Source organism: Sporosarcina sp. JAI121, assembly GCF_013408665.1.
Classification (GTDB): domain Bacteria; phylum Bacillota; class Bacilli; order Bacillales_A; family Planococcaceae; genus Sporosarcina.
This window is the reverse complement of sequence record NZ_JACCCL010000001.1, coordinates 1,310,674-1,325,937: the sequence shown is the minus strand read 5'-3', so window position 1 is coordinate 1,325,937 and position 15,264 is coordinate 1,310,674. Positions and strand designations below refer to the sequence as shown.

Genomic DNA, 15,264 nt, shown 5'->3' with positions numbered 1-15,264 from the left:
ATTAAGCGTATGAATGCAACCCTGCGATAATCAAGTTCACGGCAATCAGGTTGAACATGATGATGATAAAACCGATAACCGCAAGCCATGCCGATTTTTCGCCTTCCCAACCGCGCGATAGACGCAAGTGAAGAAATGCTGCATAAAATAACCAAGTGATAAGCGCCCATACTTCCTTCGGATCCCATCCCCAGAATCTGGACCATGCTTCGTGTGCCCAAATCATTGCAAAAATGAGAGCCCCCAGTGTAAATACCGGGAAACCTATCATAACAGCACGATAGCCGATTTCGTCCATCAACTGTGAATTCGCTTTTTTTGCGAAAGGTTGCAACAACGCCGCAATCGGTCGACGGAAGATGAGTCTGAGAATCAAGTAAAGAAGAATTCCGCTAGCAATTGACCAGACAAACGTGGTCAACGTCTTCGCGTTGACGATTGGCGGCATCTCGGCCCAAGGCGTCATTACGTCAGGTGTAAGCGACTCATATTCATGCATACCGAAAAGTGGTGGATAGTTGTACTCGATTTTGGCAAGCTGTTCATTTTTATCGGTATAAGTGAAGTGAGCTTCATAGCCGGTCAGCTTGAACGCTGACGAAGACAGTACGAAACCGACTACTAGGATAAGCGTGAAAATAACTGCCTCTAGCCAAAAACGCTGTTTCGACTTTTTCGTCAAGTCAATATTTTTCAATAAGTATATGAGTCCCGCTACAGCACTAATCGCAAGAATCGATTCGCCAAGCGCAGCTGTAATGACATGAACTGTCAACCAGTAACTTTTCAGTGCTGGAATAAGCGGTGTAATTTCCCTTGGGAACATACTTGCATAGCCGATGATAATAATAGCAATTGGCAGAGCAAATAAGCCGAGTGATGGTGTTCTATATAAGTAAAACAAAAGAATGAACGCCCCTACTAGCATCATCCCAAATGCTGTCGTAAATTCGAACATATTACTCACTGGGGCATGTCCTGATGCCATCCACCGAGTGACGAAGTAGCCGACATGGGTGATAAAACCGATGATTGTAATCGTAATCGCGATTTTTCCCCATCTGTTATTTTTATAAGAAGCTTCCGATTTAGCGCCTTTTACCGCACCGCCGAAAAAGAGCGTTGCGACAAGATAGGCGATAAATGAAACTAAAAGTAGATTAGCGCTTAACGCTGCAAGTCCCATTATATTTTGTCCACTTCCTTATCATCCAAGTTAGATTCCTTGTCTTGTCTATCTTCGTAAGAAGGCAGATTTGCCGCGTCTTTTACTTTATCCAGTTCTTTCTTCAGAGAGAACCAGTTTTTATTCGTATGACCGGCAACTAGCAGCCCGCCGTCAGGTCCTTTTTGGATCCAAATTCTTCTATGATTCCAATAAGATCCTTGCGAGACACCAATCATGAAGATAATCCCCCCTACCAGAAGGAGATATAACGTTTTATCCTTACGTACTGTAAGCCCCGATATATCCCGGGTTTCTGCACTGACAAAATTCACTTTATAATCATTGACTTCCGTTTCAAGCGTTTGTTTGATCGCGACGAAACTCATTTCACCGTCGGGCTTGGCCGGAGTCACCATTTTAAAGATAAATGCGGGATTGTTCGGTATCGGAGATTTCGAGGTTGGTTCCCCGTTTTCAATCCCGTCATAATCCGGATAATAATCACTGAGAATAACGCGAGCGCCATTATCAAGTTCATATTCACGTTCCGGATTGGTAAGATCGACCGTGAACTCACCGAAAGAAGCATCCGTCGCTTTTTCAGTCAATTTGAATGTCATCGATTTTAATTCATCCAGACGGAAATCCATTTGAAACACGTTATACCCATCAAATTTCAAAGGTTTATTGACAATAATCGAATAGTCCTTCACGAAATTCGTCTGATTGGATCCCGGAAGACTACCTTCCTCTTTTTTATACAAGGTGACATCGGTCTGATAGTTTTTCGCGATCATACCGACACGCTCTAGAGCATCACCGAACACTTCATCGGCTTCCTCTTTTGTATAGTTTTCTATGATGAATGCTTTACTTTCCAAATAATAACCCTCTGCGCCAGGGATGGAACGTGTTTCCCCTTCGCGGATCCACATCGTTTCATCGACATAGAACCCGGGGATACCGCGCAATAAAATACCAAAGAGGAAAATGATAAGACCAGCGTGATTCACATACGGACCCCATCTTGAAAAACGGTTTTTCTCCGCAAGCAATGCTCCGTCTTCCGTTTTCACTTTGTAGCGGAGTTCCTTCAGTTGCCCCTCGGCTTCAATGAGTGCATCATCTGGATTTTCGGAAGGGCCCTCACCATAGATCCGCTGTCTTTTCATAAATGATGGATGGCGTTTCGTACGTTGCTTCTTCAACGATTTATATAGCGGAATGACCCGATCGACACTGGCGATGATGATGGAAGTTCCAAGCATCCCGATTAGCGTGATGAACCACCAACTATTGTACATGTCGTGGAACCCAAGTTTGTAATAAATCGTGCCGGGTATTCCATAAAGTCGTTCGTAGTATGCTGCTAATTCTGCTTCGCCTGACACTGGCACATACAACTTCTGCGGGAAAATCGTTCCTATTGCAGCTGTAGTGAGAACGGCAACAATGATACTGATTCCGATTTTTACACTTGAAAAGAAATTCCATATTTTATCGATGATCGACCGTTTATACGTCTGCGATCTTCTTGCCGACCCTTCGTAACGCATATCGACAAGTTTGCTTTCTTTAGCCTCTTCAGTCTGCGGTCTACCACATCGCTCACAAAGCACTGTGCCAAATGGATTATCATGACCGCACTGGCATTTGATTTTGCTCATTTTGGATTTACTCCTTATTCGGGTTGAATGCTTTCCATGAATGAAATAATCTCATCCTCAGACATTTCCCTTGTTATGATTTGTTCTATTTTCCCGTCCTTATTGATGAGGTATGTTGCGGGGAGTATCCCAACATTAAAGACCTCCATGACACTTTTACTTTTATCGATGACAATTGGGAACGTCAGACCGTACTGATCCCTGAATGTCTCAACTTTTAAGTGAGGTTCCGCAATGTTAACACTAAGTACATGGACGCCCTTCTCTGCGAATGCATTGTGTTGACGCTCTATATAAGGCATTTCTTTTTTACAAGGGGGGCACCAGGTTCCCCAAAAATTTAGGAAAACACCTTCACCTTTATAATCGGATAACCGATGTTTGTTGCCTTCCAAATCGACAAGTTCGAAATCGGGTGCTTTATCCCCAACTGCCAATACCTTCACTTTGTCTTTCGACGCGATGGTATAGACAACTGCTGAAACGAGAAGTAACAGGACGATTGTCCTAATAATAAGGCGTGTTTTCTTTTTACCCGCCTTGGTCATACGCACTGCCTCCTAACAATAAATAAGTTCTCTACTTTAGTATAACAAACAGACCTTTGTTAAGACGCGTCATAATTGAAGGGATTGTGAACGTTTGTCCAACAGGGTGGAATGAACTGCAATTCCGCCGAGGCGTAATTGATTCGAGTTCAGCCGATTTTACCTGTTTCAGCAAGGACGCGTAGCTGTTTCACTTCATGCTTCGTTAATTCCCGCGCCTCTCCTGCGTTCAATCCATGAGTCGTAATGTTACCGAATGATTCTCTGCGAAGTTTTTGGACTGGATAGCCAATTGCATCGAACATACGGCGAACTTGACGGTTTTTTCCTTCGTGAATCGTAATTTCAATGAGTGCAGTGCCGGCTTTCTTATCTACCGTCTGCATTTTCACATGTGCGGGAGCCGTTTTACCATCGTCCAGATCGACTCCTTTTTCAAGTTTGCGAAGCGCTTCGCGATCGGGAATCCCTTTTACTTTTGCAATATACTTTTTCTTGATACCGAATTTCGGGTGTGTCATCAGATAGGAGAAATCTCCATCATTCGTCATGATGATGACACCGGATGTGTCATAGTCAAGTCGTCCTACCGGAAAAATTCGTTGTTCGACTTGTGGAAACAGGTCCAACACGGTTTTTCTGCCTTTCTCGTCATCGACAGTCGAAATGATTCCTCTTGGTTTATATAACAGATAGTAGACATAATCTTCTTTGACGAGCTGTACGCCTTCCACTTCCACACGGTCGGAATTGGATACTTTTGTTCCTAGCTCCGTTACAACGACGCCGTTCACTTTCACTTTACCTTCAATAATTAGCGTTTCGGATTTTCTCCGTGATGCGACACCTGCTTGTGCCAACACCTTCTGTAATCTTTCCATCAAGTCACCCCATCTTCATTCTGTAAAAAAGTATGTCACACTTTGCGGCAAATGAAAAGAAGACCGCCCTATATAGCAGCAGTCTTCCCAAAAACGTCACAATTCAATTTTCCATATCGAAAATCGCTTGATTTCCTTTGTTTTATTTGCCAATGGAATGAATTTATTGGTTTATCTGGATTTCACTCGTAATAAGCGGTTCATTGCCGAACGAAACGGTCCAATGCCCTGTACTTTTTTCACTTTTGCCGCGGGGAATACGGATGACATTGGACAACTTTTCTTTTTCTCCTTTTTTCAACAACAGGCGGATAGGTTTTTCCAGGTTTCCTTCTACACCTGGAAGGATATCATATCTCCCCTTTTTTGCGACTGTCATCAGTTTATATGAAGAAAACACTTTATTTGCCAGACCTTTATGCGTATTCCAGTCGTCCCCGTCGTTCAAAGTGACAACGATGATATTTTTGCCATCTTCCTCGAAATAGGTTGCCAGCGTCCTGCCTGCCGCTTTTGTAAATCCTGTCTTTCCTGCAATCGCAGTCAGTTCGGAATGGAGGAGGCGATGTTTATTCCGCCAGCTATAGGCCTGTTCCTTGGTCTGGTACTTATAATTTTTGGTGGTGGCGATTTTACGGAACTTGTCGTTCTCCATCGCATAATGCAGCATGAGCGCTGTTTCGTATGCTGTGGACAAATGCAGATCATCATGCAGACCGGATGGATTCGTGAAGACAGTGTCATTCAAGCCGTAGAACAGCGCTTTGTCGTTCATCATATCCACGAACCCATCCATTGAACCGCCAGCCTGTTCTGCCAACGCACGTGCCGCATCATTGCCCGACCGCAGCATCAGGCCATAAAGTAGCGCATCCGCTTCCATCTTCATCCCTTGCTGCAAGTAAAGTGAGGACCCTTCAGTCGATGCGGCTTGCGGAGAAATAATGATATCTTCGGGTGGTGTACCGCTTTCAATGAACGTAAACGCCGTCCAGATTTTAGTTAGACTCGCAATTGGCAAGCGGACATTTTCATTGTGCCCTTCCAATAATCTGCCTGTATCTGCATCAATAACTGCCCACGCTTGGCCTGAAGCAGCGACTTCTTTCATTCCTGCACTAACTATTATCGAAAAAAGTAGGACTGCCATCATCGTCCGTTTCAAGAAATGTTTCCTCCTCCGTCATTTTCGATTGCAAACGCTTCTTGGAATTTTGTCATGAACAAGTCTGTTTCGATTGGTTCACCCTCTTCTTCCTGGGATAGAGGCGGCAATCCATCAAGCGACTCCAATCCGAATCGATCCAGGAACAAGTCCGTCGTGCCATAGAGTATTGCTCGTCCACTTCCTTCCGAGCGCCCTTTCTCCATTATGAGTCCTTTGGCAATCAGCGTACTGACCGGTCCCTCGGATTTGACGCCCCTAAGATCATCAATTTCAACACGCGTCACCGGTTGCCTATAGGCGATGATCGCCAACACTTCAAGAGAGGCTTGCGTCATGGATTTCGGTGCCGGATTTTCCAACAACCGTTTAATATCTTCCGCGAATTCAGCTTTTGTTACAAGACGATACGCACCTCCGAAAACTTTCAGTTCAATACCGCTCTCATTGCGTTTCTCATAATTACCGCGGAGCCAATCAATTGCCAATGCCACTTCAGATTCTTCGCACTCAGTAAGCGTGGTCAACTGTTTGATCGTCAATCCTTCATCCCCTACTATGAACAAAAAACTTTCAATCATACCAGGCAAACGGTCTTCCTTTTCCATTTCACTCATCCTCCCGTCGGAACGACACTGTCATTTCGTCAAAATTTCCATGCTGTTCGACAATGACGTCCCGCCGTTTCATTAATTCAAGCAGCGATAAAAAGGTTACAACCAACTCCGTTGTCTCCCACTTTTCGAAAAGCGAGTGGAATGCGCATTTTCCACCGCCCCTTTCCAATATCTCCATTATCTCATCCATCTTTTCACTCAAGGACACTTCCGTTTTAGATATACTTGCTGTTAGCGGCGCTTTCAATCGCTTTCGATCGAGCATCTTCTGGAAAGCCCCAATCAAATCGAAAATATTCATACTTTCTTCGGTCTCAACTGCAACTATTTCACCAAACTCCGTCAGATCTTCAGGCGGTTTTGTAAAATGGCCGGATCGCTCTTCCGCTGATCCCTTCAAGCTAATTGCCGCCTCCTTATATTTTCTATACTCAATAAGCCGTGCAACAAGTTCATCACGCGGATCATTTTCGACTTCCAGATTATAGTCGTCTTCGAACACTTCCCCTTCATGGACGGGGAGAAGCATTTTGCTCTTAATCTCAATCAGTGTCGCTGCCAGGACAAGGTATTCGCTCAGTTCGTCCAATTGCAGTACACGCATGGCCTGAAGGTGTTCTATGTATTGGCCCGTCAATTCCGCCATCGGGATATCGTATATATCAATTTCAAGTCGGTTGATTAAATGTAATAATAGATCTAGCGGGCCTTCAAAGGCATCCAGCTTCACTTGGTATGTCATAGTTTTACACCTGCCTATCGTTCATATTATGGAAAGGAATGATTACATGCATCAGTACCATCATCCACTGTTCGTAAATTTCATCGTTTATTTCAATAACAATCAAGACTATTTTGAATGTCACGAGGTATTGGAGGAATATTGGAAGTCCATTCCAGATAGCGACAAAGACCATCCGTTGGCGGCTTATATCCTTTTAGCCACGGGATTGTATCATTGGCGTCGGGGAAATAATACAGGAGCTCGCCGAACACTTGAAAAAGCGAAGGTCAGGTTTCAGACGTTTCTCTGTAACCATCCCGCTTACACGGAAGAAATTGATTTTAATTTACTACTCGAAGATGTGGAAAAGGCAGTAAGCAGTTCGGCACAAGAACTTCCGTTCAATCCTTTCCGCATTTCCATTCTATCAGCATCGTTAGCGGAACTCGCCCATCAGGCCGAAAATTCCATGACACTTCTTCCTTTCGACAGTGATGCTGTCATTCATAAACATATGCTAAGAGACCGCAGTGATATTCTTCGTGAACGAGAAGAAAAGAAGAAGGGCAGACATTAAAGGTCTGCTCCTTCTTCTTTCGACTTACATCTCTGTATAAATGAATCGGTTTCTTCAGTGCCAAAACATTTTTTATCAGGAAATAGCGCCTGCAACTTCATGACCATCTCTTTGCCAATCCCTTCCCCGCGGAAGGATGGATTGACGGAGAGATGTTGCAATGTGTATGAGTCATCGCCCAATTCGATGCCGATCAGACCGATAAAGTCGTCATCTTTTTTAATAAGGTACAACTGCCAACTATCATTTGTTTCATATTGTAGGATTGTTTCCTGCAATTTTTTCACAGTTTTGTCGCCCGGCATGTATGAGAGTAGTCCCATCGCTATCTTTTCATATGTCTTCTTATAACGCAAAAGCATCATTTGAATCCCTTCTTTTCTGAAAATCCTTTGTCCATCCAATTGAGTCGATTCTATTTTTCATTTGATTAACGGTATCATTTATCCCGCATTAACGGGCAGTAAGATCCCTATTCAAGGTTAATTATAATTAAAAAAACTAGTGATATATAGGGTCAACTACCTGCAAATGCCCGAATGGTTCAACTAACAATCAGCGGGGGAAAGAAAGCACCCCACTGATTGAAGTTTCTCTTTATCTCGGATCGATGATTGGTGCGACGAACATCCAGTATACCGCTCCCCACATAATAGCTGCAACAACTACAAAGAGGAATAGGAGAATGTTGCGTTTTCTCAAATCCTTTCCTCCCGTCTCGCCAGTTCCAGGGGGATATCGAGTCTGACAACGTCTTCGTAGGTTTCCCTGCGAACTACAAGCTGATGGGTTCCATTTTCACAGAATACGATTGCCGGTTTTGGAAGCCTATTATAATTGCTCGCCATCGAATAGCCATAAGCGCCTGTACAAAAAACAGCGATGATGTCGCCTTCTGCCGGCTGCGCAAGGAACGCTTCCTCAATAAGCTTATCTCCCGATTCACAACATTTCCCCGCAATCGTCACTTTATCCGCATGTGGCTCGTCCATTCGGTTTGCCGATACAGCTGTATATTTTGCACCGTACAACGCTGGACGAATATTATCGGACATGCCACCGTCAACTGCGATATACTTCCGGACACCAGGTACTTCTTTTGTGCTGCCCGTAGTGTAAAGCGTCGTTCCAGCATCCCCGACAAGCGATCTGCCTGGCTCGATCCATATTTCCGGTAACGGATACTTGTAGCTACGGGTCATCGATAATACGACCGACGCCATTTCCTCGACGTATGCAGACGGTTCGAGCGGCTCGTCTTCTTCCGTATAACGGATACCGAAACCGCCGCCCAGATTTAAAACAGAGCATATGAATTCGTGATCATCACGCCAGGCAACCATTTTATTCATGAGTGCCTCTGCCGCTAGTCGGAATGCATCCGTTTCGAATATTTGGGAACCGATATGACAATGCATGCCAAGCAAGTTGATGTAAGGATGGTCATACAGTTGGAGAAAAGCTTCATCCGTCTGACCATTCTTCAAATCGAATCCAAACTTCGAATCTTCCTGACCGGTCGTTATGTAATCATGCGTGGATGCTTCAACGCCCGGCGTCACCCGGATAAGTACATTCATCGCTTCCTTCCGGGATTCCGCAATTTCCTTCACCAGCTTGATTTCAGAAAAGTTATCGATGACGATGCAACCTATTTTTTCGTCGAAAGCATATTGCAGTTCCGTAAAGCTTTTATTGTTTCCATGGAAATGAATTCGATTCCTTGGGAAACCCGCGCTAACAGCAGTAAACAATTCCCCTCCGGAAACTACGTCTAAGGAAAGACCTTGTTGTGCAGCGACTTCATAAATGGCTATGGACGAGAATGCTTTACTCGCATAAGCAACTTGCGCGCGGATACCGGCTTTCTCAAAAGTTTCCTTAAAAGCGTTTGCCCGTTCCCGGAACAAGTCGATATCGTAGATGATCAATGGTGTTCCATAAGTATGCGCAAGATCAACCGTATCCACGCCGCCGATTGTCAGGTGGCCGTTTTCGTTGACCGATTGTGTGCCATAAAAATGCATGTGCCTTCCCCTCCCGAATCAGATATCTAAAACTTTATCATATAAAGAAGGGTAGTGGCAATGGTCTAAGACAAACGGTTACGATCAGGGGAGTCGGTTATGAATGGTCTGGGAACGTCTTGAGTCATCGGAAATCTGATAATAATCCGCAACATGGCTTTCGGGAAAAACGGAACAGCGGGCCATAAATACGGCACGCCCATTGGCTTCAATGAACACAAATAGTAGAACAGAACAGCGACGGACAAGAAAAATCCGGGTGCTCCCAAAAGCGCCGTTGATAATAGGATGCATATCCTGAAAATCTTCGTCGTCAGGCTTAATTCGTATGAGGGGATGGAGAAGGTGAAGATGGCACTTACCGCTACATACAAGACGACTTCCGGAGTGAAAAGACCTACATCGATCGCTACTTGTCCGATGACGATAGCTGCAACAAGTCCCATTGCGGTCGACATCGGTGTCGGCGTATGAATAGCCGCCATACGCAGCACTTCTATTCCGCCATCGGCAATAAGAAGCTGAAGTAGTAAAGGTACTTCCCCGATATCATTCGGTCCGATGTAACTGAGGTAATCCGGTAAATAGTGCTGATGTGTTGCAAGCAAAAACCAGAATGGTAAAAGAATTAGACTCATGACCGCCGCGAAGAGACGCATCATTCTGATCATTGTTCCACTTAGCGGGGCCTGTCGATATTCTTCAGCATGTTGAAGATGATGAAATAACGGGGCCGGAACTAGGATGACAGATGGGGATGTATCGACAATAAGCGCGATATGACCTTCCAGCAGATGTGCCGCACAAATATCAGGACGTTCCGTGAAACGGACGAACGGCATAGGATGAAAACGCTGTTTGAATAGAAATTCTTCCAGGGATTTGTCCGTCATTGTAAGCCCATCGTGGTGTATAGCATCAAGCCTTTCCCTTATATACGTGAGATGCTCATTACTAGCAGCACCTTCCATATATGTGATTGCCACATCCGTTTTTCCATTTGTCGTCACTTTATGCATTTCAAATCGAAGGTCCTCCGTACGAAGTCTTCTTCTGATCAGTGCCGTATTTTGGATGAGATTTTCAGTAAAACCATCCCTTGGTCCTCTGACAACCTTTTCGTTGTCCGGTTCTTCGGGCTGCCTGCCCGGATAAGAACGGATGTCGATGGTAAATACGTACCCGTCTGGCGTAATGAAGGCTGCCTGTCCGCTCAAAATTGAGGTGAGCAGTTCATCGGCATCTTTCACATTTGAAACAGCATGGTACGGAAAATAGGAGAGGAACCTTCCTCCCCCATCACTCTCTTCATTCTCCATTTCAGTATTAGCCTGCATTTCAGTCAATAAAGTTGTTATTGTATCACTGTCTATTAGTCCGTTAATATAAAGTAACAGAGCGGGCATATCCCAAAGATGCAACTGTCTGGCAGTAGCATCGAACGTCCTATCTTTGTCGAAACGGGAATAGAACCACTCTTCTCCTTCTTGCATCGACCGGAATAACTTTTCCATTGATTCAATCCGTCCTCGCTTTTAATATACTTTCTTCGAAATCAACGCCCATCCATGATTTCAATTGGGCTAGGATTTTCTTTTCAAGCCTTGACACCTGAACTTGTGAGATGCCGATCCGTTCCGCAATATCACTTTGCGTACAATCCAAATAATAGCGCATATAAATGATGGTCTGGTCTCTTTTATTCAACTTGGAAATGACATCTCGGAGCGGGATATGATCGAAAACCCTTTCAGATCTGTCATCTCGCAACTGATCCATCAACGTCAAGCTATCCCCTTCGCTTTCATATAGCTGCTCATGAAGGGACGCAGGATCGCGCAATGCATCTGATGCAAGTACAACCTCATCGACGGTTACTTCCAAGACGGCCGCGACTTCCGATATGGATGGCGATTTGCCATGCTGTTTAATATAATCGTCGGTTGCATGCCGGATTTTAAAACTGAGTTCACGGATCGACCGGCTCACCTTTACCATTCCGTCATCTCTTAGAAAACGCTGGATTTCGCCGACGATCATCGGAACCGCATATGTCGAAAATTTCACTTCGTATGATAGATCGAATTTATCAATGGATTTCATAAGGCCGATACACCCGATTTGAAACAGATCTTCGGGGTCCGCACCGCGGGAAGCAAAACGCTGGACGATGGACCAGACAAGCCGAGTATTGCCTTCAACCATCATCCTTCTCGCTTCTTTATCGCCTTCCTGTGATACTTTAATCAGTTCCCTCATCTTTTCCTGGGTCAACAAAGCGGGTTTTAGTTCAACGGATGCGTCCATGGGTCACCTCATTCTGCTTGCTTCCGGGACCGGAGAAAACGTTTTCTCGAACTTTACGGCTGTACCATTTCCTAGGACAGACTCGACCGACACGCTGTCGGCGAAGCTCTCCATGATCGTAAATCCCATACCCGATCGTTCCATGAAGGGGCGGGTCGTAAACATCGGTTCCATCGCTTGCTCTACGTCAAAAATACCCATACCTTCATCCCTGACCGTCATTGTCACTTTTTTCCCTTCAATTACGGCATGGAGCGTGACAAGACTTTTCCCATCACATTCGTAACCATGGATGATGGCATTTGTTACAGCTTCTGATACAATTGTTTTGAATTCCGAGATTTCTTCAATTGTCGGGTCAAGCGGTGTGATGAAACAAGTCATTGCCATCCTTGCCAGCGCTTCATTTTCCTCAATTGCGACGAATGATAACGTCATTTCATTGTTCATGTAATACCCCTCCAATTTCCACGATTGCTAAATCTACCGTGCAATGCCTTATATTTGGTCCGAGACCAGAAAATGTAAATATCTTTTCCATCGTTGCGGAAGGATTCAATATGAGCGTTTCTCCTCCCAAAGGTGCCAAGTCACGCATTCTTCCAAGAATAAGGCCGATTCCTGCACTATCCATAAAACCCAGCCTTGCCAAATCCCAAATGACCGACCTGACTTGTCCACTGAAAATTGATGAAGAAATATGGGAACGGATTCGATTCGCCTCATGATTGTCCAATTCCCCGTGTAACGACACAATTAAAATCCCATTGTCAATAATTTCGATGTCAGCCATACTTGTAACCCCCCCTTCCTGCAAATTATTCCACAATCGGGGAGTAAAAACCTTACACTTGACAGAACTAGTCAAGGACAGTGAAAGGTTCTTATATTTCGACAACGCTGACAGCTAGTGCAAGTATGCACGTCTTACAATCAATTTACACATCCTCCTAAAAAAAGAAATGTTGCGGATAAGGTCGGTTTCTTAATCAAAAAAAGCGACCCCCTTACCAGAATTAATTTCCGGTAAGGGGGTCGCTTTACTCTTCAATCAATTTTCAGCCCGTAATCATCTCTCCAATGAGACGCGGGCCTTCTACTGCTTCTTTTCCAATGGAGATGTGTTTCTGTATAAGTGACATGGATTGTTCAACGTTTTCTCTATTGGAGTGGATGATGGCAAGCGGTTCTCCTTCTTGCACGGCATCTCCGATTTTTTTAGTCAGCACAATGCCGACTGCAAGATCGATTTCATCATCCTTCGTCGCCCTACCGGCGCCTAGGAGCATCGCTGCAACACCGATGTCATCCGCTTCCATCTTCGTTACATAACCCGACGACAGCGCTGGTACTTCAATCTGGTATTTCGCGGTCGGCAATAGTGAAATATCATGGATGATTTCCCCATTGCCGCCTTGTGCTGTAATCAGTTTTCCAAACAATTCAAGTGCGGAACCGTCAGCAATGACCGCTTTCAGCATGCCTCGCGCTTCGTCGATTGAATTCGCTTTTCCTCCAGCCACAATCATCTTGCTGCCAAGGACGAGGCAGAGTTCAGTCAAATCTTCAGGACCTTTCCCTTTAAGCGTTTCAATCGCCTCAATCACTTCAAGTGAGTTACCAATCGCGAACCCAAGAGGTTGGCTCATATCGGAAATGACCGCCATCGTGTTCCGGCCGACTTGTTTTCCGATTGCCACCATCGAATGGGCCAACGCTTTTGCATCCTCCTCCGTCTTCATGAACGCGCCATCCCCCGTTTTCACATCAAGGACGATTGCATCCGCACCGGCGGCGATTTTCTTGCTCATGATTGAACTTGCGATAAGCGGGATACTGTCGACCGTAGCCGTTACATCACGCAATGAGTACAGGTTTTTATCAGCAGGCGTCAAGTTGCCGCTTTGACCGATGACCGCCAATTTCAAATCATTCACTTGCTTGACAAACTGCTCTTCAGTCAATTCGATGTGGAACCCTTCTATCGCCTCGAGCTTGTCGAGTGTCCCGCCTGTATGACCAAGTCCCCTCCCGCTCATTTTGGCTACAGGAACGCCGCATGCAGCGACCAGAGGAACGAGTATCAACGTCGTCGTATCGCCCACTCCTCCTGTGGAGTGCTTATCGACTTTTATCCCTTCAATTGCTGACAAGTCGATCTGATCCCCGGATTCAACCATCGCCATCGTCAAATAGCCTTGTTCCTCCGCAGTCATCCCTTTGAAATAGATGGCCATAAGAAACGCGCTCGCTTGGTAGTCAGGAATCGAGCCATTCGTATAACCGTTTACGAAAAAAGTGATTTCTTCTTTCGTCAGGATTTCGCCGTCCCTTTTTTTCTCAATTACGTCTACCATTCTCAACAATCTCATCACACCTTTTCTTCTAATAAACCTAAAAAGCTTTTTCCGTATTCCGGCATTTTCACGTTGAAGTTATCTGCAATCGTTGCACCGATGTCCGAGAAGGTTTCATTCTGAGGCATAGCTCCGCCTGTATTGAATGAAGGTGAATAGACGAGAAGCGGAACATATTCCCGCGTATGGTCTGTTCCTTCATGGACAGGGTCATTGCCATGATCCGCAGTAATGATGAGCAGATCGTCCTCTCGCATTGCACCCATGATCTCATCCAGCCTTGCGTCGAATTCCTGCAGGGCGTTTCCGTAACCGAGCGGATCTCTCCGGTGGCCGAATAAGGCGTCAAAATCGACGAGATTCGTGAAGCTGAGACCAGAAAAGTCTTTGTTCATCACAGCCAGCAATTTGTCGACACCATCCATATTTCCAATCGTACGGACTGATTCCGTTATGCCTTCTCCATTATAAATATCAGCGATTTTACCAATTGCGATTACTTCATAATTCGCATCCACCATCTCATTCATAACTGTACGGGCGAATGGTTTCAGCGCGTAATCATGGCGATTCGTCGTCCGCGTGAAATTACCCGGTTCGCCGATGAACGGGCGCGCAATGACGCGGCCGACTAAAAACTCGGGCTTCATTGTTAATTCACGTGCAATTTCACAAATCCGGTATTGTTCTTCAATCGGGATGATTCCCTCATGCGCAGCAATTTGCAGGACAGGATCTGCGGATGTATACACGATGATGGCGCCCGTTTCCATATGTTCTTGACCAAGCTCATCTAGGATTCCAGTGCCGCTCGCCGGTTTATTGCCAATGACTTTCCGGCCGATGCGCTGCTCCAGTTCATGTATCAGTTTCGGCGGGAAACCATTCGGATATACTTTGAACGGTTTATCAATGTTGAGACCCATTATTTCCCAATGTCCTGTCATCGTATCTTTACCGACGGACGCCTCCTGCATTTTACCGTAACATGCAAGCGGTTCATCTGCAGCGGAGATGCCTTTAATCGCGCGTATATTGGATAATCCAAGTTTGCCCATGTTCGGCATATGCAGACCGCCCATAGCTTCACCGATATGGCCAAGCGTATCTGCACCAACATCCCCGAATAGATGTGCATCGGGTGATTCACCGATCCCTACAGAGTCGAGCACGATCAGATGAACACGTTTGAATTGTTGTTTTCCCATAAAATAGTCCTCCTTGTA

General features: G+C 45.2%; 16 protein-coding genes. 1 reads left to right on the top strand and 15 read right to left on the bottom strand.

The genetic code is table 11. From position 1 onward, the window contains the following. Nucleotide 1 precedes the first annotated feature (1 nt). The 7 genes from ccsB to HDC33_RS06145 all read right to left on the bottom strand — a co-directional run bounded on the left by ccsB (nt 2) and on the right by HDC33_RS06145 (nt 6,788). The gene (ccsB, locus tag HDC33_RS06175; RefSeq protein ID WP_179391611.1) at nt 2–1,186 is read right to left on the bottom strand and encodes a c-type cytochrome biogenesis protein CcsB; all 1,185 of its coding nucleotides are present in this window, start codon (nt 1,184–1,186) and stop codon (nt 2–4) included. Next, entirely contained in the window at nt 1,186–2,835 is a 1,650-nt protein-coding gene (gene resB, locus HDC33_RS06170) for a cytochrome c biogenesis protein ResB (protein WP_179391610.1), read from the bottom strand. Before resB ends, ccsB begins: the two co-directional genes overlap by 1 nt. Nucleotides 2,836–2,849: 14 nt before the next feature. Next, the gene (resA, locus tag HDC33_RS06165; protein WP_179391609.1) at nt 2,850–3,383 is read right to left on the bottom strand and encodes a thiol-disulfide oxidoreductase ResA; all 534 of its coding nucleotides are present in this window, start codon (nt 3,381–3,383) and stop codon (nt 2,850–2,852) included. Nucleotides 3,384–3,532: 149 nt separating this feature from the next. Then, nucleotides 3,533–4,264, bottom strand: coding sequence for a pseudouridine synthase (locus tag HDC33_RS06160; protein ID WP_179391608.1), 732 nt, complete (start codon nt 4,262–4,264; stop codon nt 3,533–3,535). A gap of 163 nt (nt 4,265–4,427) precedes the next feature. Then, nucleotides 4,428–5,429 carry a D-alanyl-D-alanine carboxypeptidase family protein gene (locus tag HDC33_RS06155; protein WP_255457308.1) on the bottom strand — a complete coding sequence of 334 codons (1,002 nt, stop codon included), beginning with the start codon at nt 5,427–5,429 and terminating at the stop codon, nt 4,428–4,430. After that, nucleotides 5,426–6,037 carry an SMC-Scp complex subunit ScpB gene (gene scpB, locus HDC33_RS06150; RefSeq protein WP_255457307.1) on the bottom strand — a complete coding sequence of 204 codons (612 nt, stop codon included), beginning with the start codon at nt 6,035–6,037 and terminating at the stop codon, nt 5,426–5,428. Before scpB ends, HDC33_RS06155 begins: the two co-directional genes overlap by 4 nt. A gap of 1 nt (nt 6,038) precedes the next feature. Then, nucleotides 6,039–6,788: a segregation/condensation protein A gene (locus tag HDC33_RS06145; protein ID WP_179391606.1), complete on the bottom strand. Its 750-nt coding sequence runs from the start codon at nt 6,786–6,788 to the stop codon at nt 6,039–6,041. A gap of 46 nt (nt 6,789–6,834) precedes the next feature. Here HDC33_RS06145 and HDC33_RS06140 point away from each other — a divergent pair, with 46 nt between their 5' ends. Beyond that, nucleotides 6,835–7,347 carry a DUF309 domain-containing protein gene (locus tag HDC33_RS06140; protein ID WP_179391605.1) on the top strand — a complete coding sequence of 171 codons (513 nt, stop codon included), beginning with the start codon at nt 6,835–6,837 and terminating at the stop codon, nt 7,345–7,347. Here the strand turns inward: HDC33_RS06140 and HDC33_RS06135 are convergent. The 8 genes from HDC33_RS06135 to deoB form a co-directional block, all read right to left on the bottom strand. Next, nucleotides 7,344–7,712, bottom strand: coding sequence for a GNAT family N-acetyltransferase (locus HDC33_RS06135; RefSeq protein WP_370457412.1), 369 nt, complete (start codon nt 7,710–7,712; stop codon nt 7,344–7,346). The two genes, HDC33_RS06140 and HDC33_RS06135, sit on opposite strands and share 4 nt — an antisense overlap. 333 nt (nt 7,713–8,045) lie before the next feature. Continuing rightward, nucleotides 8,046–9,374: a diaminopimelate decarboxylase gene (gene lysA / locus HDC33_RS06130; RefSeq protein WP_179391604.1), complete on the bottom strand. Its 1,329-nt coding sequence runs from the start codon at nt 9,372–9,374 to the stop codon at nt 8,046–8,048. 65 nt (nt 9,375–9,439) lie between these two features. Beyond that, complete coding sequence (locus HDC33_RS06125) at nt 9,440–10,888, bottom strand: spore germination protein (protein WP_179391603.1); 1,449 nt, start codon at nt 10,886–10,888, stop codon at nt 9,440–9,442. A 4-nt stretch (nt 10,889–10,892) separates the two neighbouring features. Continuing rightward, nucleotides 10,893–11,681 (bottom strand): SigF/SigG family RNA polymerase sporulation sigma factor, encoded by a 789-nt coding sequence (locus HDC33_RS06120; protein WP_179391602.1) that lies wholly within the window; start codon nt 11,679–11,681, stop codon nt 10,893–10,895. Nucleotides 11,682–11,684: 3 nt separating this feature from the next. Next, complete coding sequence (gene spoIIAB / locus HDC33_RS06115; protein WP_179391601.1) at nt 11,685–12,131, bottom strand: anti-sigma F factor; 447 nt, start codon at nt 12,129–12,131, stop codon at nt 11,685–11,687. Beyond that, the gene (locus HDC33_RS06110) at nt 12,121–12,474 is read right to left on the bottom strand and encodes an anti-sigma factor antagonist (protein WP_179391600.1); all 354 of its coding nucleotides are present in this window, start codon (nt 12,472–12,474) and stop codon (nt 12,121–12,123) included. The genes spoIIAB and HDC33_RS06110 overlap by 11 nt, the downstream gene beginning before the upstream one ends. A gap of 265 nt (nt 12,475–12,739) precedes the next feature. Further along, complete coding sequence (locus HDC33_RS06105; RefSeq protein ID WP_179392649.1) at nt 12,740–14,044, bottom strand: pyrimidine-nucleoside phosphorylase; 1,305 nt, start codon at nt 14,042–14,044, stop codon at nt 12,740–12,742. 8 nt (nt 14,045–14,052) lie between these two features. Further along, nucleotides 14,053–15,246: a phosphopentomutase gene (deoB, locus tag HDC33_RS06100; RefSeq protein WP_179391599.1), complete on the bottom strand. Its 1,194-nt coding sequence runs from the start codon at nt 15,244–15,246 to the stop codon at nt 14,053–14,055. Nucleotides 15,247–15,264 lie beyond the last annotated feature (18 nt).